Source organism: Clostridium porci, from assembly GCF_009696375.1.
GTDB lineage: Bacteria > Bacillota > Clostridia > Lachnospirales > Lachnospiraceae > Enterocloster > Enterocloster porci.
Map to the genome: position 1 here is coordinate 111303 of NZ_VUMD01000011.1, position 23019 is coordinate 134321.

Annotated in this window: 20 protein-coding genes and 1 tRNA gene; 19 read left to right on the forward strand and 2 right to left on the reverse strand. The window is 45.7% G+C overall.

Annotated elements, in window-relative coordinates; all coding sequences use genetic code 11:
• Positions 1-16: 16 nt before the first annotated feature.
• The 6 genes from FYJ39_RS13225 (at position 17) to FYJ39_RS13250 (ending at position 6901) form a co-directional block, all read left to right on the forward strand.
• A complete protein-coding gene (locus FYJ39_RS13225; RefSeq protein ID WP_154472940.1) occupies positions 17-2596 on the forward strand; it encodes an ATP-dependent Clp protease ATP-binding subunit in 2580 nt (859 codons plus the stop codon).
• A 188-nt stretch (positions 2597-2784) separates the two neighbouring features.
• The gene (locus tag FYJ39_RS13230; RefSeq protein WP_154472941.1) at positions 2785-3201 is read left to right on the forward strand and encodes an endosialidase; all 417 of its coding nucleotides are present in this window, start codon (positions 2785-2787) and stop codon (positions 3199-3201) included.
• A gap of 213 nt (positions 3202-3414) precedes the next feature.
• Positions 3415-4815 (forward strand): DNA repair protein RadA, encoded by a 1401-nt coding sequence (radA, locus tag FYJ39_RS13235; RefSeq protein ID WP_154472942.1) that lies wholly within the window; start codon positions 3415-3417, stop codon positions 4813-4815.
• 610 nt (positions 4816-5425) lie between these two features.
• Entirely contained in the window at positions 5426-5806 is a 381-nt protein-coding gene (locus tag FYJ39_RS13240) for a hypothetical protein (RefSeq protein ID WP_328597552.1), read from the forward strand.
• A gap of 201 nt (positions 5807-6007) precedes the next feature.
• On the forward strand, positions 6008-6334 hold the full coding sequence (locus tag FYJ39_RS13245) for a hypothetical protein (protein WP_154472944.1): 327 nt from the start codon (positions 6008-6010) through the stop codon (positions 6332-6334).
• A 496-nt stretch (positions 6335-6830) separates the two neighbouring features.
• Positions 6831-6901 (forward strand) — tRNA-Trp (locus FYJ39_RS13250).
• 134 nt (positions 6902-7035) lie between these two features.
• Here FYJ39_RS13250 and FYJ39_RS13255 read toward each other — a convergent pair.
• The gene (locus FYJ39_RS13255; protein WP_154472945.1) at positions 7036-7971 is read right to left on the reverse strand and encodes a class I SAM-dependent methyltransferase; all 936 of its coding nucleotides are present in this window, start codon (positions 7969-7971) and stop codon (positions 7036-7038) included.
• A 556-nt stretch (positions 7972-8527) separates the two neighbouring features.
• Here FYJ39_RS13255 and FYJ39_RS13260 point away from each other — a divergent pair.
• Positions 8528-9676, forward strand: coding sequence for a DUF4317 domain-containing protein (locus FYJ39_RS13260; protein WP_154472946.1), 1149 nt, complete (start codon positions 8528-8530; stop codon positions 9674-9676).
• Between the two features lie 87 nt (positions 9677-9763).
• Here the strand turns inward: FYJ39_RS13260 and FYJ39_RS13265 are convergent, their stop codons facing one another.
• A complete protein-coding gene (locus tag FYJ39_RS13265) occupies positions 9764-10186 on the reverse strand; it encodes a bacteriohemerythrin (RefSeq protein ID WP_154472947.1) in 423 nt (140 codons plus the stop codon).
• A 229-nt stretch (positions 10187-10415) separates the two neighbouring features.
• On the opposite strand from FYJ39_RS13265, the gene FYJ39_RS13270 reads away from it, so the two are divergent.
• From FYJ39_RS13270 to FYJ39_RS13325, 12 genes are all read left to right on the forward strand, one after another.
• The gene (locus FYJ39_RS13270; protein ID WP_154472948.1) at positions 10416-10844 is read left to right on the forward strand and encodes an NUMOD1 domain-containing DNA-binding protein; all 429 of its coding nucleotides are present in this window, start codon (positions 10416-10418) and stop codon (positions 10842-10844) included.
• Positions 10845-11287: 443 nt separating this feature from the next.
• Entirely contained in the window at positions 11288-11479 is a 192-nt protein-coding gene (locus FYJ39_RS13275) for a hypothetical protein (RefSeq protein ID WP_154472949.1), read from the forward strand.
• 392 nt (positions 11480-11871) lie between these two features.
• On the forward strand, positions 11872-13020 hold the full coding sequence (locus FYJ39_RS13280) for a sensor histidine kinase (protein WP_154472950.1): 1149 nt from the start codon (positions 11872-11874) through the stop codon (positions 13018-13020).
• A gap of 321 nt (positions 13021-13341) precedes the next feature.
• Complete coding sequence (locus tag FYJ39_RS13285) at positions 13342-15378, forward strand: vWA domain-containing protein (protein WP_154472951.1); 2037 nt, start codon at positions 13342-13344, stop codon at positions 15376-15378.
• A 31-nt stretch (positions 15379-15409) separates the two neighbouring features.
• Positions 15410-17587: a transcriptional regulator gene (locus tag FYJ39_RS13290; protein ID WP_154472952.1), complete on the forward strand. Its 2178-nt coding sequence runs from the start codon at positions 15410-15412 to the stop codon at positions 17585-17587.
• A 232-nt stretch (positions 17588-17819) separates the two neighbouring features.
• Positions 17820-18248: a membrane-associated protease 1 gene (locus FYJ39_RS13295; protein WP_154472953.1), complete on the forward strand. Its 429-nt coding sequence runs from the start codon at positions 17820-17822 to the stop codon at positions 18246-18248.
• A 35-nt stretch (positions 18249-18283) separates the two neighbouring features.
• A complete protein-coding gene (locus FYJ39_RS13300) occupies positions 18284-18712 on the forward strand; it encodes a membrane-associated protease 1 (protein ID WP_154472954.1) in 429 nt (142 codons plus the stop codon).
• A 93-nt stretch (positions 18713-18805) separates the two neighbouring features.
• A complete protein-coding gene (locus FYJ39_RS13305; RefSeq protein WP_154472955.1) occupies positions 18806-19279 on the forward strand; it encodes a J domain-containing protein in 474 nt (157 codons plus the stop codon).
• Positions 19276-19848 carry an FHA domain-containing protein gene (locus FYJ39_RS13310; RefSeq protein WP_154472956.1) on the forward strand — a complete coding sequence of 191 codons (573 nt, stop codon included), beginning with the start codon at positions 19276-19278 and terminating at the stop codon, positions 19846-19848. Before FYJ39_RS13305 ends, FYJ39_RS13310 begins: the two co-directional genes overlap by 4 nt.
• A 58-nt stretch (positions 19849-19906) precedes the next feature.
• The gene (locus FYJ39_RS13315; RefSeq protein WP_154472957.1) at positions 19907-20404 is read left to right on the forward strand and encodes an FHA domain-containing protein; all 498 of its coding nucleotides are present in this window, start codon (positions 19907-19909) and stop codon (positions 20402-20404) included.
• Between the two features lie 20 nt (positions 20405-20424).
• Positions 20425-21294 carry a PP2C family protein-serine/threonine phosphatase gene (locus FYJ39_RS13320; protein WP_154472958.1) on the forward strand — a complete coding sequence of 290 codons (870 nt, stop codon included), beginning with the start codon at positions 20425-20427 and terminating at the stop codon, positions 21292-21294.
• 14 nt (positions 21295-21308) lie between these two features.
• Positions 21309-22994, forward strand: coding sequence for a PP2C family protein-serine/threonine phosphatase (locus FYJ39_RS13325; protein WP_154472959.1), 1686 nt, complete (start codon positions 21309-21311; stop codon positions 22992-22994).
• The last annotated feature ends 25 nt before the right edge of the window (positions 22995-23019 follow it).

Here is a 23019-nt window from a genome sequence, read left to right on the forward strand (position 1 = left end):
AGGAGGACAATGCAATATGATGGAACGATATACACCACAGGCTCAGGAAGCACTGGGACTGGCAGTAGGGGTGGCAGAGACCTTAAACCATGGATATGTGGGGACGGAGCATCTGCTTATCGGACTATTGCAGGAGGGAACCGGCGTGGCAGCCAAGGTGCTGGAGGAAAACGGCGTGGAGGAGGACAGGGTTATGGAGCTGGTAAGCCAGCTTATCGCGCCGAATCCTGCGGTACAGACGGCAGACCGGGCTGCCTATACGCCAAGGGCGCGCCGGGTGATAGAGAACAGCTACCGGGAGGCTGTCCGCTTTAAAGCGGTTCAGATAGGGACCGAACACATTTTAATCGCTATATTGAGGGAAGGGGACTGCGTGGCAAGCCGTCTTTTAAATACTATAGGCGTCAATATACAGAAGCTCTACATCGATCTTCTGGCAGCTATGGGTGAGGATGCGCCGGCTGTGAAGGAGGAGCTTCAGGGAGGAAAAGCAGGCAGGAGGGGCAATGCCACTCCTACGCTGGACAGCTACAGCCGTAATCTGACCCAGATGGCGGCAGAGGGCCGTCTGGACCCGGTTATCGGCCGTGAACAGGAGATTCAGCGGCTAATCCAGATTCTCAGCCGCCGGACGAAGAATAATCCCTGCCTTATGGGAGAGCCGGGCGTGGGTAAAACAGCCGTAGTGGAGGGACTCGCCCAGATGATAGCAGCGGGAAATGTTCCTGAAACCATTGCTGATAAGCGTGTGATGACCCTGGATCTGTCTGGAATGGTGGCAGGTTCCAAGTACAGAGGTGAATTTGAGGAACGGATTAAGAAGGTGATTGCCGAGGTGGCCGGCTCAGGAGATGTGCTGCTGTTTATTGATGAAATTCATACAATCATCGGAGCCGGGGGAGCAGAGGGAGCTTTGGATGCTTCCAATATTTTAAAGCCGTCTCTTGCAAGAGGGGAGCTGCAGCTGATCGGCGCCACCACCATCAATGAGTACCGCAAATACATTGAAAAGGATTCCGCCCTGGAGCGCCGCTTCCAGCCTGTGGTTGTGGATGAGCCTTCCGAGGAGGAATCGATAGCGATTCTTAAGGGCTTGAGAAGCCGTTATGAGGAGCACCATAAGGTAGAGATTACCGACGATGCCTTAGAAGCTGCTGTGAAGCTGTCCAGCCGCTATATCAATGATCGGTTCCTTCCAGATAAGGCTATTGATCTGATTGACGAGGCTTCCTCCCGGATCAGGCTGATGAATTATACCAAGCCCTCAAAGCTTAAGGACTATGAAGCGCAGATAGAGGAGCTAGAGGGCCAGAAGGAGGAGGCTATCAAGAAGGAGGCATATGAGAAGGCGGGAGAGTTGAAAAAGAAGCAGGAGAAGCTTCGGGAGAGGATAAACCAGACATTGGAGAAATGGCAAAAGGAGAGAGATTTAAGAAAGCTGGTAGTCAGTGAGAATGAAATTGCCGATGTAGTATCGGGATGGACTAAAATTCCGGTGAAGAAGCTGGCGGAGGAGGAATCGGAGCGGCTCAGGAATCTGGAGCATATCCTCCACCAGCGTGTGGTGGGGCAGGAGGAAGCTGTAAATGCCATTGCGAAGGCGATTCGCAGAGGCAGAGTAGGGCTTAAGGATCCTAAGCGCCCCATTGGTTCGTTCCTGTTTTTAGGTCCTACGGGAGTGGGTAAGACGGAGTTGTCCAAGGCTCTTGCAGAGGCTATGTTTGGTACGGAAAACGCCTTAATTCGGGTTGATATGTCCGAATATATGGAAAAGCACAGCGTATCTAAGATGATTGGCTCACCGCCAGGCTATGTAGGATATGACGAGGGAGGCCAGCTAAGCGAGAAGGTTCGCAGAAATCCTTATTCCGTAATCCTTTTTGATGAGATAGAGAAGGCACATCCCGATGTGTTTAACATTTTCCTTCAGGTACTGGACGACGGCCATATTACAGACGCTCAGGGGCGTAAGATTGATTTTAAGAATACGATCATAATCATGACCTCCAATGCAGGCGCTCAGAATATTATCGCTCCCAAGCGTCTGGGCTTTGGTGTGGTAAGTGATGCCAAGGCAGATTATAATTTCATGAAGGAACGGGTGATGGATGAGGTTAAGCATCTTTTTAAACCGGAGTTCTTAAACCGTATTGATGAGGTGATTGTATTTCATCAGCTTAACAGGGAGCATATTAAGGGAATTGCGGATATTATGGTGGGAACCATCGCCAATCGGTGCAGAACCCAGTTGGGTATCGCTTTGACTGTGACGGATGAGGCAAAGGATTATCTGATTGATAAGGGATATGATGAGAAATATGGAGCAAGGCCTCTAAGAAGAACCATTCAGAATCTGGTAGAAGACAGGATGGCTGAGGAAATGCTGGAGAACCGTATCAAAGCAGGTGTTTCTGTAGAAGTGGGCCTTGACGGTGAGAAGCTAGCGTTTCATGTGAGGGGGAAGAAAAGCCCCAGGACAGGGGGAGCCGGCTCCAAAAAGACAGGCGAAAGTGCAAGCGGAAATATTAGGAAACCGTCCAGGGTAAAAACAGAAGGTAAAAGGAAGATGGAAGCCGGAACAAGAAAGAGTGAATGAAAATCGAACAAATTTTAACTGGTCATTTAGCGGGTCATGTTGTATAATTTTCATGAAAGGCAAATTGAATGTAGCCAGTCAAGCCGATCCGGGCAATCAGACAAAGCGGTAGCCGGGCTACTGTGTTAATCTGATGTGAAATGCGAATTCAGAATAGGGATTGGAATAATCAGCAGGAGGATAAAAAAATGCCGGTCATTGAGGAGTTAATCTGCATTGAGCAGGATGGTACGATTAGTTTTGGCAATTATAAGTTAGGTCAGAAGGCCAAGAAGTCCGATTTTGAATATCAGGGGGATATATACAAGGTTAAGACCTATAACGAGATTACCAAGCTGGAGCGCAACGACATGTTCGTGTATGAGTCGGTACCGGGTACTGCGGCAGAGCATTTTAAGGTTACAAATGCAGGCGTGGAATTTTCTGTGGAAGGCAGTCAGGATGCGCAGATTACCGTTCAGTTGGAAGAGGATACCGATTATGAGGTCTATGTAAATAATGTAGCTGCGGGCAATATGAAAACCAATATGAGCGGTAAGCTCAGTGTAAGCGTGGAGCTGGAGGAAGGCGTAGCCGTTCAAGTCAGGGCAGTAAAAAGAATTTAGTTTAAAGGAGCTGCTGCAAAACAGCTCCTTACGGGAAAGCTACACAAAAGCACGGTTCCAGTCACTATAAAAGTCACTTGGAACCGTGTTCTTTTGTTTGTGAAGCTGATTTTTAAGCTGTTATAGCATTTTTATTGTACAACATACTCTTTTGTGGTTACGCCGGGGAACTGTTAAAGGGACAATGACATAAAGGAGTTCAGGGAGGATAACATGGCGAAGGCAAAAACAACTGCATTTTTCTGCAAGGAGTGCGGATACGAATCAGCTAAATGGATGGGACAGTGCCCTGGCTGCAGAGCCTGGAACTCAATGGTGGAGGAGCCTGTTACAAAGGCAGCTAAGACGGTTGGAATGGGCCGAATGAGTTTGGGCGGGCAGGCCGGTCTGGGAACTGCTGGATTAGGTATTCAGGCAAAACCGGCCCGTTTGTCGGAGATTGATATAGAGGAGCAAGATCGGGTTTCTACTGGCTTTAAGGAACTGGACCGTGTGCTGGGAGATGGTATTGTAGCCGGTTCCCTGGTGCTGGTAGGAGGCGATCCTGGCATCGGAAAGTCTACCCTTCTTCTTCAGGTGTGCAGAAATCTTGCAAATGCAGGGCAGAAGGTGCTTTATATATCAGGTGAGGAATCCTTAAAACAGATTAAAATGCGCGCGAACCGTATCGGCACTGTAGAGGGAGATTTAAAATTTCTCTGTGAGACAAGCCTGGAGCGGATTGAAGGAGCGATTGATATGGAAAGGCCCCAGATAGCGGTCATTGACTCCATTCAAACCATGTACCGGGAAGAAATAAGCTCTGCTCCCGGAAGCGTGAGCCAGGTGCGGGAGTCAACTGGAATCTTGATGCAGATTGCTAAGAGCCGAGGGATTGCCATCTTTGTGGTAGGCCATGTGACAAAGGAGGGAGTGGTAGCCGGTCCCAGAGTGCTGGAGCATATGGTGGACACGGTTCTTTATTTTGAAGGGGACAGAAATGCCTCCTACCGGATTTTAAGAAGCGTAAAGAACCGTTTCGGCTCTACCAATGAGATCGGGGTATTTGAGATGAGGGAGCAGGGACTGGTGGAGGTGGAGAATCCTTCCGAGTACATGCTGGATGGCAGGCCGGAACAGGCCTCTGGCGCTGTGGTATCCTGTTCGTTAGAGGGAACCAGACCGATCCTTTTGGAGGTTCAGGCCTTGGTGGCTGAGACGAACTTCGGCATGCCCCGCCGTACGGCCGCAGGAACCGATTATAACCGTGTGAATCTGTTGATGGCAGTGCTGGAGAAACGGTGCCGCTACGAGATGTCCCGCTTTGATGCTTATGTGAATATTGCGGGGGGGATGAAGATGAATGAGCCGGCGTTGGATTTGGCTATTGTGATGGCTCTTATGTCCAGCTACAAGGATCGTCCTGTGAACCCAAAGATGATGGTATTTGGAGAGGTTGGACTTTCAGGAGAGGTTCGTGCGGTATCCCAGGCTGACCAGAGGGTAAGCGAAGGGCTGAAACTGGGCTTTTCCACCTGTGTTCTGCCTAAGGTTTCCAGGGACAAGATGAAAGGAGTAAACGGGATGGAGCTCATAGGAGTCTCCAATGTCAGGGAAGCCATTGGCCTATTGTGATCAGGTACAAGAAGACTCTGAATTGCTTTTTCAGACACGATTGCTTTAGCAAATATGCTGCAATCCGTTCACCGCAATTCACCCGGAGCTGTGCCTTGGGATCGGCATTGCGACGTTTCTGTTGCTGTTGCGGCTCAAAATACCTGTGTCGGTTTCTGTCTTGTGGGCGGGCTGTTCACGCTGATCTACGCAGCGGTGTTCGGACTGCTGGCCTACTTCATTACAGAGCATGATCCCGTTTGGGGCTGGGTGATCTTCGGACTGGTATTCCTTGTCGCCGGTACGCTGCACCTACGCGCACAGGATAGCTGAAACACAGCGCGAGATCACGCCTTAGAGCGCCCGTATGCCCGTCGGGGTCACGCTGGTCATCCTGCCATTCTCGGCCTTGACTGCTGCGGCAAGAGCAGACAGCGAAATCACCTCGCCGCGTTTTGCCTTTTCTTCCAGCTCGCCCACAGACGGGGGGTATTGATTTGTCCGTCGATCATTTATCAGAACAAACCCATTATGAGAAGATAAAAAAGTCTATTCCATATGGGTATGTGCCAACCCGCCAAAGTATCGAGAGAATACGATTAACCGATATTTCATTCAGGAAGAAAATCTGGTGGGGGATGTGGTTGAAGCAAAAGAAAACTATGATTTATTTACAGCGGTAATTATCTGTCTGGGACATTCCGGGGATGATAAATATGCCGGGATACTGAAATTGTTGGATGTGCTTCTTTCTTCGGAGACAGAGCCGGAGGAGAAAAAGAAAATTCTTCAGGATGATTTCCATATTAAAATGACAAAGACATTGGAAAGTGAGGTGCAGACCATGTGTAATCTGAGTAAAGGCGTAGAAGAAAAAGGAATTGAGATTGGTACGTTAAGAGCGATACAGAATTTAATGGAAACATTAAAATTGACAGCGGAGCAGGCAATGGCGGCATTGAAAGTTCCGGATTCTGAACAGGAAAAATATGCAGGTATGCTGAAAAAATAGAAGCAAGATAATTCTAAGGTTATGTATATGAGCTTCGGTAAAATGCAGTAAATCCCCGGCTGAAATAGAATACCGCCGGGGATGTCTGTATGGAGGGCGAAGATGGAGGATAAAACAGATAAAAGCTACAGGATCATGTATGGGGTTATGAACCGGCTGGATGAAATTTTGTGTTCTTATCAGGGATATGGCCATTAGTCTGTGTATGTTGATATGAATTCCCTTGCGCTTTTTGCCAGACTTCTTGTAGATGGTCTGATAAAAGCACAGCCATATTATTATGGGTATGATGCGGAGATTAACAATGACGAAGAGGCTGTTGCTATTTACAGAGAACTTGCACCGCAGACAAGGTGGAGAGCAGGCCGCCATACACAGATCGAACCGATCCGGATGAACGCCTTAAAGCAGTCTGATGCGATGGGCATACCCATATATGATGGTTATATTTATTATCCGGATACTACTTTTCCCAATGATAGCTGTCTGAAATATGATAATCTGGTAATAGACGTAAGCATCAGATAAACGCAAGTCTGTTCCTTTTGATGTTAGCCACTTGAACTATGTTCCGATTGTAGATTCTGCGGAAATAAAAACATCCGTAAAAGGGCGTATTGAGAATATTCTTGAACAGGCTCGAAACGGGGAAATATAAATATCCAGACAGTCTGCATTAACTATTCAGTCAAGCCGCGACCAACTTTTGCGGTTGGTCGCGGCCTCTTTTTGGGATGCAAATTTAGCTTCTACACAACCTGGGGCTGTTGACAAAGTGCCTGATCATTTATTACGAGTGGAAAAATGGCAGTAAAAAAGACGCCCACTGGCGTCATCCCATACATCTTATCATCCTTTTTAAGTTCAAAGCGGTCGCAGAGAGGAGGCAGTGGTCCTCCGCTGCCTCTAACCCCCGTCGCAAGACGCGTGTTAAGTTATGTAGTGCTTTTTATTTTTAAATAGTAGTTGACACTTGTGGGATGATGTGGTATTATAACGAAGGCTTAAGAGTGCCAGGATACCTAGGGGAATAGTTCAATGGTAGAGCAGCGGTCTCCAAAACCGTAGATGGGGGTTCGAGCCCCTCTTCCCCTGCTAAGGATTTTGAGGCTGAAAACCTTGTATTTACAAGGCTTTCGGCCTCTTTTATTCCAGCTTACCGTTCTTCCGGTCACATCATTTTCGGTCTGCTTATTACAATTATGACAATTTTGCAGGAAACCGGGAAACTATTTTTGCGGAGCAGGATATTTTGTTTCACCAACAATTTCATTCAGCTTCAAATTGCCATAGGAAAAATCTTCGACTTCACGTACTTTTTGACCGAGAAATTCGCTGTGGCAATACATCCCATGAATATACTTATTTTTTAAATGAATAAATGCTTTATCAGAGAAACGGGCGACCAGCGGATTGGAAATGCCGACCTCCAAACAACGAATACCGTGTGCATCAGGAAATAGGATTTTCAGAGCCTGTTCGCTGAACTGGAAAAAATGCCAGGGACGTTCGTGGCTGCCGTAGCAGTAATGTGTTTCGATAAATACATATCCTCCGGGTTTCAACAGCTTGATAATTTCATTTGCAGCGATCCATGGCATGGCTAAATGCTCGAAAACAGCAGAAGAAAAGATCAGGTCAAATTTTTTATCAAAGTAACTGGACAAATGGTGCGCGTCTCCCACAACATCGACATTGGGGCCATCGTAAATATCAAATCCAGTATAATTGGCCTTTTCAAACAGATGACCAAAGTCGGCGCCGGTGACAACCCTGGAACCGATTTCCAGCACATCATTTCCTATTTTATCGCAGAGTTTCTTTAAGTATTCGGGCCATTCTCCGTGTTTGATGTTTTGTGCCATAGGAACTGACGGATCGAGAAGTGCCTCATCATAACGGTAAAATCTTCCTTCTGCTTTTCCGAAAAGTTCATAGTGCAACAGTGGATTTATATTACTTTCCCGGACATCAGGATTCAGATCTAAATAAACGGCAGTATTGAATCTTTCAGAGGGATTCAAACTTTTTATCCATCCTGTTTTCAAGTAATGCTTAGCAGGATGGATAAAATGAGCAAATCCCCCCTTCGATAAATACCTGTCCTTATACCATTTTTCATCAAAAAATTCCGATTCAGAAATTACCTTTGTTTCCGCATCCATTATCTTTTCTCCCTCGTAAGGCCTTAATTTTGACACGATTATAACTAATAATTAAGACAGACCGCAGACCTTTAAAAAGCATTATATTTATGCGTTTTTTACAAGTGACAATGAAAAGGGGAAACTTCTAAGGCATTCGCCTGTTTAAAATTTCTCCCAATGCCGTATTTTGTGATCTGTTGAGATACCTCCGCTATCATAATTATCTTACCATAAAAATTGAAAGGGAACAAGATGATTATATTAGTTGGGAACATCCACTCTGAAATGTCAACGAGCCCATACATTACGAATGAATTATGTCGAAAAATTGGATGAACTCTTGGCTTTTTTTATAGCTATCTTTCTGAGTACGTAAGAATTTCGGACCAATAGCAGCATGCCATAGGCGCTCTTCCCGAAAAATAGTAACTGATATAAGGAAAGAGGAATGTCTGATAATCTTGACTTACGTTGAAATCTGTTCTAGTATTAGTATGATTGCATGTATTTAAAATGTCGTTATTTTTGTCTGTATCAGGCGGAGAATCGGAGAAAAGAATCGGAGAGAAGAATCATGAATAAAAAAGAAGCCAATGAGATTAAAAAGCTTTTTACCCCTGCAAACTGTGCTATCAGCCGAATTTGCGGCTGTTATGTGGATTCAGAGAAGAATAAGAAAACGGAGCTTAAGGAAGCCTTTTTGTCCCTGCCAGAGGAGGAAGCCTTCAAATATTTCACTATTTTCAGAAATGCTTTGTCTGGTACGGTGGGAAAGAATTTGATTAACATGGAATTTCCTTTACATACAGAAGCGGAAGGCGGAACCCAGCATTTCCTTTTAAAGCTAAGAGACAGCCAATTAAAGGACGATGAGCTGCTGGAGGCGTTTTACGACAAGGTTATTGCCAGCTATGACTATGCAGAAAATTACTATATTATTCTCATTCACTGCGCTTATGATATTCCGGCCAGATCGGCTGACGGCCTGGAGATGTTTGACGCTTCTGATTATGTATATGAGTTTATTCAGTGTACGCTCTGCCCGGTAAAGCTTTCCAAAGCTGGCCTCTGTTACAATACGCAGACCAATACCATTGAAAACCGCAGCAGGGACTGGCTGGTGGAGGCGCCGGAGCAGGGATTTTTATTCCCGGCTTTTAACGAGAGAAATTCGGATCTTCATGGGCTGCTCTACTATGCAAAAAACCCGGAGAAAATGCCGGAAGCCCTGATTGACAATCTGTTGGGCTGTGTTGTGCCTATGACAGCCAAAAGCCAGAAGGAGACGTTTCAGGCGATTGTGGAGGAAACTCTTGGAGAGCGCTGCGATTTTGAGACTGTGAAGAATATCCATGAAAATCTCAGCGAGCTGGTGGAGGAGACGAAGGACGAGCCCGCACCTTTGATGCTGGATAAGTATCAGGTAAAAAAGCTTTTGGAGACAAATGGAGCCAGTCCCGAAGGATTGGAAGAGTTTGACAAACGTTATGCCAATGTAGAGGATGGTTCTTCCGCCGCGTTTGTTGCTTCCAATGTAGTCAACACCAAAAGCTTTGAAATTAAGACACCGGATGTAAGCATCAAGGTGGCGCCTGATAAAACCTATTTGGTAGAAAATAAAATGATTGATGGCAGGCCATGTATTGTCATTGCCATCAGCGAGCATGTGGAAATTAACGGAATTTCTGTCCGGCCGGTAGCTGCTCCGAAAGAAGAGGAATAAAGAAAATTGCGTACATATGAATGCCGGTTTCCCTGACATAGCCTAGGATACCGGCAAGCTTTTAAGTCTTTTCTCAGAAGGAAAAGGTCAGATACGATCCGCGTTATCACGCATAAAATTATATTCTGCTACCGATCGGTCAAAGGTTTGAATGTGGTAGAAAAGCCAGTCTCTGACCTTCTCGCTTACCTTTTGTACAAAGGCATCGGTAGGGCCCTCCTCCTCTGTGAGCATTTCATGAAGCTCCTGGACGGTATTTCTCAACTCATCATGCTTTTCTATATGCTCCTTTAAGCCAGGATATTCGATCTCCTTCTGAAGCGCTTCCTCAGCTTTAAAGTGGAATTCCGTATAATCAGCCAGGAAATTCAGCATTTTAGCTGCTCCGCTCTGGTTGGAGCGTTCTTCACAGCTAACTAATAAATCATTGATTTTGCTAATCAGTTCCTTATGCTGTGAATCAATGGTTTTATTGCCTGTTAACAGGTCATCTGTAAATTCTGCGTACATGTTGGTCCCTCCAGCTTTGTTTAATATTATTAATGTAGCACATAAAAGAGAAAAATACTATAGTTTTTGCAACAATTATTAAGAAAAACAGCTTGCCATTTCGTCATGTGAATACACTGAATACAGGGAGAGTTATGTGTGTATTTAGTTGTCTGGACAAAGCTGTCAATAGTTGATATAATGACTATGTAAATTTGGGATAATAAGAAAATGGGAGGATAGCATACAGATGAGTCGAACGATTGAAGCAGGTTATGTGTATCGACAATATACTACAGATGGAGAATTTATAGCTGATTATAAAAGCTCCAGAGATGCATATACAGCCACGGGTGTTTCCATTGGTTCTATAGCCAGAGCAGCCCATGGAGAGAGGAAAACTGGAGGGGGCTTTCTGTGGCGGAAGGTGCCTGAGGGTTCTCCTAAGGAAAGGATTCATGCGGATCTGACTAGCAGAATAGGCAATCATGCAAAATGTCCGTTGGTACAGATGACGCAGGAGGGTGAGGTAGTGGCTGAATATATGTCTATCGCTCATGCCAGCCGTACTCTAAAAATTAACAGAAGGAGCTTATCCTGCGCCATCAATGGTTCTCAGAAAACAGCAGGAGGCTATGTGTGGGTGGCAAAAAAGGTAGAGGAAGCTCAAGATGCATGATTCTTATTTTTAGGATATAAAAAAATTGAAGTAAGCATACTCAAAATAAATATAGTTTTATAGAAGAAGTAGGATCACAAACACAAAATGCCTTGTGAGAAAGAATTGGAAGGCAGATGCTGTAATTTAGAAATGCAATAGCAAATTGAACCTGGGCTGTTGCAAAAGTAGATAAATCTACTGGAGCAATAGCTCTCTTTTTGTGTCCCTAAAATAGAAAAGCAGACGCCGAAGTACACTACAGCACCATTGCTTGTTACAGGACAGGCCTCCAGATGCCTGTGAGAATTTGTTCTATCAGATGGCGCTTCGCCTTGCGGTAATAGGTGAATTGAATCAAAAACGCAAAAATAACCAAAAACAGTTATATTTTTAAGTATATACAAGGGACACTCAAAATAGTTATAGTAAATGGAAAGAGAATCTATGTGAGAGGTTGCAGTATGTTTGCAATAGATAAGACGCTGTTAAAACCCAATATTCCAAGAACCGTCCGTTTTACCCCCATTCTTTATGACTGGATCACGGAAGTAAGCGAGAAAGAGGGATTGTCATTCAATCAGGTGGTTCTTCTGTGCTGTAAGAACGCTAAGGATCAGTACGTGGAAACGGAGACACCGAATGAAAAGGAATAGATGAGTAGGAAGGAACTGTATGGTTCTTTGTAGCCGCTGGAGGAACGTTTTCCCCCTGCGGCTCTGTCCGCATTCATAAGAATTTCTGGCAAATGCTAGATATGTATAAGAGGTTAAGAAACGAGCTGTCCATTCGCAGGATAGGACAGGGAAAAACAGGAAAGAGGAAATCAGGCAGTTGTTAGAATCCTGACAATGGGGGAGGAGGTTGCGTTAAAATTACTGGTTATCTGATCAATGGCTTATCAGCTGTTATCGCATTAGAATATATCAGCCATGGGCTGAAACGGAGATATAAAAATTATTGCGGTACGGCATTGTTTTGGGCAGGCTGTACCGCATATTTTTTAACGGTCACAGTGTTGAATTTCTATACCAGATTTGAGGGAATTTTGGGCGTCTCCTATGGAGCTGTTTTATATGTGTACTGCCTGTTGGCAGCGGAGGGGAAACGGTCAGATTTCTTTTTGCTTAGTGTCGTCTGGGTTTTGCTTGCGTTTATCAGTGTCTATGTAATGTTTGCGGTATGGGGGATGGTCAGAGGGGAAAAACTTGCGTCGCTTCTGGAGACAGAAGGCCAGGCACATATGTGTTTTTCCCTTGCTGCTGGCGTCTTGCGTTTTTCACTTGGGAGAATGGTACTGGCTGTCTACCGGCGGAGAAAGCAGAAAAAGCTGCTGGTGGAGGATTGGATGATGGCGCTGATTTTTTTGGCGTTCTTTTTCTTGATTCTGTTTATGTTCCGTCTGGAGAAAGGGGGACTGGATCAAAGGGAACGGTATTACCTGTCGTTATGGATACTGGCAGGGATCTTTTTTGTGATTCTTTTATTGGGCGGATTTTACCAGCTTCTTGGAAAATACAGGCTGGAAAAAATGGCAGAAGAATATGAGAAGGAAAACCAAAGACTGCGGGAAGAGCAGATTCATAATCTATACCAGATTGGGCGGGAGGCAAACCGCTTGCGTCATGATATGAGTGCGAAGCTAAATGTTGTATATGGGCAAATGAAAAAGAGGGCGTACAAAGAAGCAGAAGAAAACTTAAAAAGGCTGGGAGCCGAATGGAGCGATTATCTGGAAATTCCAGATGATACCGGAAATGAGGGCCTGAATGCAGCGCTTATGAGAGCAATCCATGAGTGCCGGAAACGGGGAATCAGGTTCCACTATGCGGTATTGGGAAAGGTGAATGGAATCGACAGCCTGGATATGGGTAATCTAGTACATAATCTTTTGCAGAACGGGATTGAGGCATGCAGCATAGAAGCAAAGGATAGGGAATTGGAGCTTGTGGTAAGAAGGGATGGGGATGGAATTGAAATTGAAATCGATAACACGATTCAGAATTCTATCCTAGATACCAACCCTTTGCTTAAGACATCAAAGAAGGATAAAGAAAAGCATGGATTCGGTATGGAGACTATTCGGGAGACTGTGGAACGCTACCATGGAATGTATGGATTTTGGGAGGAAGGAAACCGGCTGATTCAAAGAATTACATTAAAACAGAATAGGGACGGTGAAAGAATAAGATCATGATATCTGAAATATCATGGTCTTTTTTGATGTTTTTCGACTCTGATCTACAAAATTTTACCGTTTATGTCGAAAAAGCACCGATCATGATAAAATAGTTGTTTTTAAAAATGTGATTTGTGATAATAAAAAAAGGAAGCTTCATAATGGTGATAGGAGGATCAGGACATGATAAAAGAAATGCTGAAGCTTCTGGCAAGATCGGCAGACGATGCCGCAAAGAGAGCCGATGGCAGAGCATCCGAATTTGGAATGCGTCAGCCAAAGAAATCTGCAAAAAAGCAGTAAATACAAAATAACATATGATCAGGAGGGTACGAAGAAATGAAGAAATATGGGATGGTATTCATGCTGTGTTTGATTTTAACTTTTTTCTGCCCTCTTATGGTTTGCGCGGAAGAATTTACCAGTGAAAAAAACGGATTGGACGTCATGTTTGTCATGGACTACAGCGGTTCCATGAAAACCAATGATTCCAAAGATATTGCAAGAGGAATGGTAAAGGCCTTTGTAGACACGGTTCACAGTGCGGATATCCGTGTGGGGTTCGTGGCCTACAACGATCGGATTCTTACCTCTACATCCCCGCTTACGATACAGACAGCAGAGGAAAGAACGGCCTTAAAGGCTTTGATGGATCAAGAAGGATATTCAGGAAATACAGATATTGGATTGGGATTATCCTATGGCCTTGAGTTATTAGGAGATCCGTCAGGAAGGAAGCAGGTCATTGTCCTGATTTCTGACGGCGAATCCGATTTGAGAGGATCGAATACAGGACGCACCACAGAAATTTCCCAGGCGGATATGAAGACAGCTGCCAGAAGGTGCGCAAAGACGGGGACGAAGATATATACCGTAGCTTTTGGAAGCTATGATGGAAATACGGAAGCCTTAAAAGAAATTTCGGAGAATACATCAGCACATATGTATACAGCCGAAACACCGGACAGGCTGATTGAAATACTATATGGTATTTTCAGCACCAACATGGACTACAGCATTCAAGAGCTTACGGATAGTGTGTTTGCGCCAGGAATCCAGAATATCCGGGTAGGGTTGGAAGAAAATTATCTGGATGAGATGGATGTGCTGCTGATCTCGCCAAGAAAAATCGGCAATGTGAAGATTCTCTACGGCGGACAGGCGATCGAGACAATCAATCTTGGGAACTATGCGGTAGGGAAGATCACAGAGATCGATAATAAAATCAGAGAACTGACTGTTCAGGCGGAAACGCTGGAAAACCAGGAGCTTCAGCTTTATTTGGTTAGCTATCGGTCCCTTACTCCTGTGCTGGAAGTCAGCCCTTCTTTATATAAGAACGAGCCGCTCTGTTATGAATTATATTTTCGGGATAAAAACGGCAATGAAGTGACAGATCCGGACTTTTATCAGAACTTTACATATCAGTTTTCTTTAATCAGCCAACAAGAGAAAAACGCATCGCAGGAAAGCGGTTCAGAAGCTTTGCTGGATACGGCATTTTCAGAGGGACGCATCCGGGGACAAAAACTTATGGAGCGCTCTGGAACCTACTTCTTTCAGGCATATTTGGAGGATAGTATGGGAAACAGCGCTTTTGAGCCGATTCCGGTGAGGGTGGAAAACCGCCTGCCGGAAGGAACATTGCCGGAGCCTGGAACGCTTACAGTAATTACAGGAGAGCGGTCATATCCACTGGATGAGCATTTCAGAGATCCGGATGGAGATGACTTGTCCTATTCATTAGAATACGGCTCCGGAAAATGTCTGGAAGCGGAGCTTTCAAACAGTGTCCTGACCATTCGTCCGCTGAAAGCAGGAACACAGACCCTATCGCTGCAAGTTTCAGATGGTGAAAGCGTCAGTGACTATGAATATGAAATAGAAATCACGCCTCTTTGGAAAGCCTACTGGTGGGTACTTGTTCTTTTTGCAGGGATCGTAGCGGGAGGCATCATCTGGAAATTGACACACAGACCAAAGCCGGAGTTAGAGCAGCTGACTGTGGAAACGAAAAAAAACCATTTCTGCGGAAGGCTGGACGCCTATTTTACAGCACAGCCTGAGAAAGAGGGAGAGATACCGCCATTATCCTTTCAGCTTCATAAAATCAGGGAAAATAGACTGGTAATAGGAATGCTTTTAGAAGAATACCCAGAAGCAGTCAGCGCCTTAGAACTGAATGAAATATATCTGGTGGCGGATGCGGACAGACGGATGGTGCTGTATCATACATCCAAAAGTTCTGTTATGCTTGGGAATTCCATCGCATGTAAACAGATACAGTACAGCGTAAGTTTTGGAGATGTTATTTATATCACGTCTTTGGATGGAAGCTATGAACTGGAAATCCATTATATTGCGGTGATCCAATAAAGATGAAAGAAAGAGGAGGGAGTGGGAGCTCATGGAGACAATCACACAAACCAACCGAACCCTGCTGTTTGCGGAAATTAACCCGGAACGGAACAATATCCTCACCCTGATTGGGGATGTAAGGGGAAAGAACAGCCTGGATGATGACAAGATGAAAGAGATTAATCAGGAACTGCTTGTGTCCAGTTTTGAGGAGTTTCTTGAAAAATTATGCCCGGTTGTATATTCCTACTGCGACGCAAATACCGGGGAGATGAAGTACAGCCTTGTACGGCCGGAAAACATTCCGGACAACTGTATTACAGAAATTCCGCTGAATGAAAATAACGATCTGTTAAATATGCTGATTACCCTGCTGGAAGCTAAGAGCGCCCAGGGGGTTGCAAACGTGGATTTTACGTTCAGCAATGTTCTGGACATGATTTCCCCCAAAAAGATCATGGAGGATATCCGCCAGGTCCGCCGGGAAATCCAGTACACTTACGAAAAATATGTACAGCTGGATGATGAAGACCCGAAGAAGCTGGATTTTGGAGATAGGCTGAATGAGCAGTTTGAGCAGGCCAGCCACAATTATAATCATGTACTTGCCATGCTCCCTCTTGCGATTGAGGATGCAAAAACACGTCTGCTTCTGGGAGATAGGGAAACGAAACAGGGAGGGCAGGAATTTAAGGCCGGACTTCTTAGCATGGGAGAAGATGGGGAACTGAAGATCCTGGAGATGAAACAGGAGGAAAACACCCAGCTTGCAGTGGTGGATGATCGAATTAATACTGGCCTGATTGAAGCGTTCCGGGAGGATTATGATGCTTTAAACGATATGCCGTCGGATTACGTGCGAGATTTGGTGGTTCGCACGTTCTGCCCCTTAGGTTCTACAATGGAGAGCCGGGTTGACCGGGAGGCCGAGGTGCGCAATTATAATCAGTATCTTGAATTTTATAAAAAGAGCAAGGACGATTTTGTAAAGGCTGTAAAGCCGCTGATTGAGAAAATCCTGGGTGTAAAGATTTTCTTTGACCAATATCAGGTAAAAGAGAAAGGGATGCAGCCCAAGCTTTTGATTACTAACATCTCCCTGGATATGATGGTAAAGGCCAGCAACCTGCCCAGGCTTTTAACTTACTTAAATACTACCAATGATAAAAATGAGTTTGAAAATACCGTATGGTTTGCCATTGTGCCGGATGTGGAGTTAAACCAGAGCGGCGGCGGAAAACTGCAGCGGGTCCGCTTTGCCGGGAATCAGAGACAGGAGAAAGGCGGAACTAATACCATGGAGAACCTGTCGCTTCTGATGAACGCTATCCAGCCTTACCGGATTACCACGTTTTTCAGCTTCCAGACAGGGGAAGAGACAACCTTCAACTATATTGCCACAGAGGGAATCGGCATATTCAAAGAAAAATGCACGCCCCTGATGAAAAAGGAATACAGTGAGTTCGTGGTTCCCTGCATTCCCAATGCAACCATCATCCCGAAAGACAAGTCGGGATTAATTCTGGACAAGAAGATGGTCATGGATGAAGAAGGGAATGTTTCCCTCTCCAGCGAAAAAGAGGACATCATGAAGATGTGGCTGGAGGGTATTTACGTGGGGGCAGCCTATGAAGCGGCTGGAATCACGGCTGCATGGCAGTGCCCGGAATACTTAAAGGAACGGTTCAACAATATTAGTAAGGAGTATCCAGGCGTGAGGTTTGACGTGGAGGCGGATGACAATGCGCTTCTGGCTGCTACCAGCATGACCAAGGAGATATCCGGCTTTACCAATGCCATTAAGAATTCGATAAACCATACTGGATTTGGTTTTGTATTCTCCTCTGATAATGCCCAGCACAAGGGAAAAGAGATCAAGAATATTACCGTGTATAAGGCAAGGAACCTGTTAAGCAACGGAACTGAATTTGAGCCTATTTACAAGACTTTAGTAGTTACCTATATCGAGCGGATGCTACGCTTCTACAGCGGTGATTTTAAGCAGGATAAAATACTGAAATTTTTCAGTAGCAATCCAAACAGCCAGAAGAGCCGTTGGGACGCGGATCGCCAGCATATCAATTCCATCCTGCAGGATGGGGACGAGTTGGATTATACGATTGATGAAAAGTATGGAATTTGCAATGTCATGGTGACTTTTGCCAACACCACCAGAAATCTGAAAGTCCAGCTGACCAGAAAGGCAGGGGAAAAAACAGGAGCTTGAAGCCATGTATAGGTATCTGAAGCAGCTGGCTGATATTTCCTTTGCGGCAGCGCTTGTATCTGCGGTCTATAAAATAGGCGGAAAAAATAAAAAGGATGAACAGTAGGAGGTGTAAGTGATGTATGAAACTGTAAAGATCATTGTAGAAGTGGCATTTTTTGTTTTAGCAGGATATTGTATTTTTAAAGCTATGAAAAAGAAAAAAAAATAAATAAGCAGGGAGGACACCGATATGGGATTACGTTTAAAAATTGAAGGAAGCGAGTCGATTAAGCTGCCGGAAACCAGTATTGTAAAAGTGAATTTTGGGGCGGATATCCCCCATGATTCCAATGCGCGTTCTACGGATCTGGGGTCGAGTATCCTGATTACCGGAAAAATATTGGCTGCTGTAGATGGAGAGGCTGCTGACGATACCAGTAAGATTGCCAGGTGGTCTCTGGTGCCTGCGGAGAATTCGGACTGTTACCGTAACGTACAGATTGATGTAGTGAATGCCTCCCAGATTGTTCGCCAGATCACCATTCCCCATGCCTTCGTGGTAGATTATGAGGAAGATTTTACAGACGAAACCGGTGCGGGAACGTTCAATCTGCTGATTAAGCAGAAAAAGGATAAGATGACAAGCCTGAAGTTCGAAGGCGGATTCAGCGGCGAATAGTATTATTTCATTGAAAAAGAAAGGCGGGAGACATTATGGGATTTAAATTAAAAGTGGAAGGACCTTCAACCATTGAACTGGGAACTACCATTATTACTGGCGTAAAGTTCCGAACCGATATTCCCCATGACAGCAATGCGCGCTCTACAGACATGGGAAGCACAGTGACCATTACAGGAAAGATTTTAACCGCTGTGGATGGAGATCCTTTTGACAGCACCAGACAGCTCGGCTTGTGGGCATTGGTTCCGGCGGAAAAATCAGACTGTTACAGGAAAGTCAGCATAGAAGTGATTGCTGCCTCTCAGGTTGTTCGTAAGTATACATATCCAAATGCCTTTGTAGTTGATTATAAAGAGGACTATGGAGATGTAGAGGGGGTTGGAACGTTTACTCTTATTATTAAGCAGAAGAAAGACAAGATGGCGCAGGTTGCGGTAGAAGGCGGATACAGCGTATCATAAGCAGGTCTCGGCAAGCAGCTTAAGCGGAGCATTGAGGGCTGCCTGTTTCCAGGCGGCCCTTTTGTATAGGAAAAGAACATAGGCGGTACGGGGATGAAAGATTATTACGCCATATTAGAGATACCAGAAAACGCGGATATACAGGAGATAAAAAGGGCATACCGAAGGCTGGCGAAAAGGTATCATCCAGATGTGGTCAGGGATGATGCCGTAAAGATGCAGCGGATGTATGACATTCAAGAGGCCTATGAATGCCTTGGGGATCTGGCAGAGAGGAAACGCTATGATGCAGCCAGAAAAAAGCGCACCTGGGCCAGTAAAGGGAGAGGAGATTCTCCTGGCAGGCAGAAAACTGCTGCTGGGAAAGAAGGAGAACAAGGAAAGGATGGGCTCTCCAATCTGAGTCAGTTTGAACGTTTTTTCGGTTTCCAGCCAGGGAAAGGAATGGAAACCTATCAGAATAAAAAAGAGGGCGAGCGAAAAAAACAAGGCCCGATCTGCCCGGAGGAGATGTTTGCACAATTTTTTGGAGCTTCAAGTAGAAGAAAGGGAGGAGGCAGGGGATGAGAAAAAACCATCGGATAAACATAACAGCGGATATCGTGATCCTGTTGTGCAGCATTATCTTGTGTGGCGTGGCGCGTTTTAGTCCCTATCGTTCGGCCTGGCCTGCAGCAATTTTAGCTGTATTTGTTTTGTGTGCAGCCCTTGCCGCGGCCGACCTTATTTACCAGATGCGGCGGAAGAAAGCACAGGAAGATGTGCAGAGCTCAGAAGAACGTTTTGGAGCCAGAGAACAGGGAATTGGCCGGCTAATTCTGCTGGATGAACAGGATAAGCCGGTAAAATCCTGGGATATGGCAGGAAGGATTTCCATAGTGATTGGCCGGGCAGGAGGGGAAGAAGATGTGGATGTGGATTTGGAGGACTGTGCCTTCAGCGGATTTGTAGATTTTCAACATGCAGTCCTTAATTTCTGTCTGGAACAATGGTATGTGGAGGATTTAGGCTCCCAAAACGGCGTGAAGATCCGGAAAGCAGAGGACGGGGAATGCTACAGGGTAATAGGCCGCCCCTGCAGAGTAGAAGCGGGAGACATCCTCTATATTGCAAATACAAGGCTTCTTCTGTCCTGATGGGAAAAGGCAGAAAGACGCCTCAGATAAAAGCTATGGAGATAGGAGAACAAAACAGATGAGTTTAGTGAGATGTCCCAACGGACATGTATATAATGCGAAACGTTATGGGAAGATATGCCCTTATTGCAGCATGAAGCTTCATGAGGAAACGGCAGCTGCAAAGCCAATGGGTTTTGAGCCTCCGGTGGAGCTTCTCCAGGAGGAGGTACGGCCGGTATGCGGCTGGCTGGTCTGCATTGAGGGGGCCAGGGTTGGAATGGACTATAAAATATATAAGGGAAAAAATTTTGTGGGACGCGGGGACGATATGGACATCCAGATTCTGGGAGATAATGAAATCAACCGGAAGAACCATACCATTATTGTGTATGATGAAAAAAAACTGAATACGATGATACTGCCGGGGGATTCCTCTGGACTTGCTTATCTAAACGACGAGCCGGTGTACGTTCCTACGGAATTAAAGCCTTACGATACAATAAGCATGGGAAACAGCCGGTTTCTGTTTGTTTCACTGTGTGGGACGAACTTTTCCTGGAATGATGTGAAATAAGAAAGGATCAAAGCATGGGTATGACAGAGACAGGAATCATTGGCATGATTGCACTTGTTTGCCTGGCGGCAGCGGTGATAGTTCGGATTTGGGCTGCGTTTGCACAAAGGGAGAAAGTGAATGAGAGCGGCTGTAATCTGAAAGCCGGTGCTGGAATCGATCAGACAACGGGGAATAAGGAACTCCAGGCTGACAGGGCACAGGTACAAAGAAGCCCCGCCGGTGCGTTGGCTGTGATTGCGGACGGAATCGGGAAAAAGAATACAGGACAGATATGCGCACAGATAGCAGTGGACACGGTGATGGACAGGTATGAGCCGTATTCCTCTCTGAACCAGCCAGATTATTTTTTCCGCACGGCTTTTTATGAGGCAAATCGGAGGATTCAGATGACTCTGGGGGAACATAAGGGAGGCGCAAGTCTTGGAGCAGCTTTTGTCAATGAAACACATCTCTATTACGCACTTGCTGGAAATATACGGATCGCACTGCTTAGAGGAGGGGAGTTACTCCCCTTGAGCAAGGGACATACGCTGGACATCCTGGCTAAGGAGGCCTGGAAGGATGGGAAAATCTCCCGTCAGGAGGCGGTATGGAGTATGGAAGAAAACCGGCTGTGGAATTATGTGGGGATGGACGGTTTCCATGAGATTGAAACTGAGGCCCAGCCGATCCTGACAAAACCCGGAGACGTCGTATTCCTGGCAACCTGTGGTATCTTTGAAGAATTGTCCTGGAGGGAGCTGGAGGATATTTTGGCGGAGCCGGGAAGCCTTCAGGAAAAGGCAGGAGAAGTGGTTTGGGCGGCGGAACAAAAGGAAGGCTCTCAAAAGGAAAATGGAAGCGTAATCTTATTGCGGGTTCCAAGCAGTGACGGAGCATTTAGTTAGCATGGAGGAATGGCATGAGAAGGATGAATTCGGAATTTAAAACCGCCAATATGTCAGAGGAAGGGCAGAAGCTATCAAACAGAGATTATTTCGGTTATGTGGAAATGGATGATTTTGCCTGCTATGTTCTGGCAGACAGCCTGGATGAAGATTCGTTTGTAAACAGTGCCAGACTTGTGGTGGAAAGTGTGATCCGTGATTTTACGGAAGCGCCTTCTATGGGGAAGAGACGCCTGAAATGGATGGTACGCCGGGCTCATATGGAGCTTCTAAGGCAGAAAAAAGGCATGCATCTAAAAGCGTCTGTTGTGATTGCAGTTACGGATTACCGTAAGATTCGATATGCTTATGTGGGAAACAGCCGCTATTACCTGATCCGCAATGCCAGGATTATGGAGCGGACAGAGGATCAGTCCCTGACAAACAATTTGACGGAAGCGGGAAAGATACCGCTTGACCAGGCGGCGGTTCATGAGGAACGCAATAATCTATACTCCTTTTTGGGAGAAAGAGGAACGCCAAAGACCCAGGTATCCCAAAAGAGAAAATTAGAGAATGGGGATATTTTCCTGCTGCTTACCAGAGGCGTGTGGGAGCAGTGTCCGGACGAAAGCCTCCTGGAGATTGTCAATGACGCCAAAGAGCCAGACGAGGTGCTCCAGCGTGCCGAGGACTGTATTTTGGAGCGGCAGGAAACGTCGGAGATCGATAATTATACGATGGCCGTCACCTTTGCCGGAAAGGTGTATCAGTCCCCCAAAAAGCCCTGGACCTTAAAGCGGCTGCTGATGCTTGCTATACCCATTGTTCTTGCTGTGGGAGGGATTGGTCTTACGTTGTTCCTTCGTCATAGAAGCATCCAGATCAAAAAGCAGGCTCTGGCAGAATCTATGGAAAATGGAGAAATCTATCTTCAGTATGATAATTATCAAAGAGCGGCGGAAGAATATGGGGAAGCAAAGAAGCTGGCCGATAAACTGAACCGAAGGGAAGAATCCGCAGAATCAGATCAATATAGAAAGCTGGCGGAACAGATTATCCTGGCGGATGAAGCTCTTATAGCTGAGAAATACGAGAAAGCACAGGGATTATACCTTACCGCCAGAGAGCTGTCAGAGAAGGCCGGAAATGTAGGGAAGGCTTATATTGAGAGCCAGCTGGATCGGGCGAAGGACTATATTGAGGTATATGACCTGATTGCGATGGGGGAGAGAAAAGAGGAGTATGGAAATCTGAAGGGCGCCATTGCCGCCTACAAAGAGGCCAGGGAAAAGGCCGCTTCTCTGTACTATAGTGAAGGAAAATCGGAAGCTCTGGAAAAACAGGCGGCTGCGGAGGAAGCGTTAGAAAAAGCGAAACTGGAAGAAGAAGCCAGACAAAAGGAGCAGGCGGAGGCTGTGGCAGTTGAAGCGGCAAAGCAGCAGCAGGAGGAAGAAGCTGCCCTTGAACTGGAAAATCAGCAGAAGGCCAATGATCAGCAGAACGCCATCGACCTTGAAAATCAGGGGAACATGTTTTTGGCTCAGGGGCAGTATGAGAGTGCCATTACCTTTTATCAGACGGCCCAGGCGATTTACAGGCGGTTGGAGCTTTCTGATTTGGCAGACAATCTGAATCCGAAGATAGAAGCAGCGAGAGCCGGAATGAATGCTGTTTTTGAGGAAGAAACGACAACAGAGACGGATACCGGACAACAATAACATAAGGAAAAGCGAGGAATGACGC

What these genes read in the sequence shown, in the direction of transcription:
- FYJ39_RS13225 (WP_154472940.1), top strand. Translation starts at nt 17, where the DNA reads ATGATGGAACGATATACACCACAGGCTCAGGAAGCACTGGGACTGGCA.
- FYJ39_RS13230 (WP_154472941.1), top strand. Translation starts at nt 2,785, where the DNA reads ATGCCGGTCATTGAGGAGTTAATCTGCATTGAGCAGGATGGTACGATT.
- radA (WP_154472942.1), top strand. Translation starts at nt 3,415, where the DNA reads ATGGCGAAGGCAAAAACAACTGCATTTTTCTGCAAGGAGTGCGGATAC.
- FYJ39_RS13255 (WP_154472945.1), bottom strand. Translation starts at nt 7,971, where the DNA reads ATGGATGCGGAAACAAAGGTAATTTCTGAATCGGAATTTTTTGATGAA.
- FYJ39_RS13260 (WP_154472946.1), top strand. Translation starts at nt 8,528, where the DNA reads ATGAATAAAAAAGAAGCCAATGAGATTAAAAAGCTTTTTACCCCTGCA.
- FYJ39_RS13265 (WP_154472947.1), bottom strand. Translation starts at nt 10,186, where the DNA reads ATGTACGCAGAATTTACAGATGACCTGTTAACAGGCAATAAAACCATT.
- FYJ39_RS13270 (WP_154472948.1), top strand. Translation starts at nt 10,416, where the DNA reads ATGAGTCGAACGATTGAAGCAGGTTATGTGTATCGACAATATACTACA.
- FYJ39_RS13275 (WP_154472949.1), top strand. Translation starts at nt 11,288, where the DNA reads ATGTTTGCAATAGATAAGACGCTGTTAAAACCCAATATTCCAAGAACC.
- FYJ39_RS13285 (WP_154472951.1), top strand. Translation starts at nt 13,342, where the DNA reads ATGAAGAAATATGGGATGGTATTCATGCTGTGTTTGATTTTAACTTTT.
- FYJ39_RS13290 (WP_154472952.1), top strand. Translation starts at nt 15,410, where the DNA reads ATGGAGACAATCACACAAACCAACCGAACCCTGCTGTTTGCGGAAATT.
- FYJ39_RS13295 (WP_154472953.1), top strand. Translation starts at nt 17,820, where the DNA reads ATGGGATTACGTTTAAAAATTGAAGGAAGCGAGTCGATTAAGCTGCCG.
- FYJ39_RS13300 (WP_154472954.1), top strand. Translation starts at nt 18,284, where the DNA reads ATGGGATTTAAATTAAAAGTGGAAGGACCTTCAACCATTGAACTGGGA.
- FYJ39_RS13305 (WP_154472955.1), top strand. Translation starts at nt 18,806, where the DNA reads ATGAAAGATTATTACGCCATATTAGAGATACCAGAAAACGCGGATATA.
- FYJ39_RS13310 (WP_154472956.1), top strand. Translation starts at nt 19,276, where the DNA reads ATGAGAAAAAACCATCGGATAAACATAACAGCGGATATCGTGATCCTG.
- FYJ39_RS13315 (WP_154472957.1), top strand. Translation starts at nt 19,907, where the DNA reads ATGAGTTTAGTGAGATGTCCCAACGGACATGTATATAATGCGAAACGT.
- FYJ39_RS13320 (WP_154472958.1), top strand. Translation starts at nt 20,425, where the DNA reads ATGACAGAGACAGGAATCATTGGCATGATTGCACTTGTTTGCCTGGCG.
- FYJ39_RS13325 (WP_154472959.1), top strand. Translation starts at nt 21,309, where the DNA reads ATGAGAAGGATGAATTCGGAATTTAAAACCGCCAATATGTCAGAGGAA.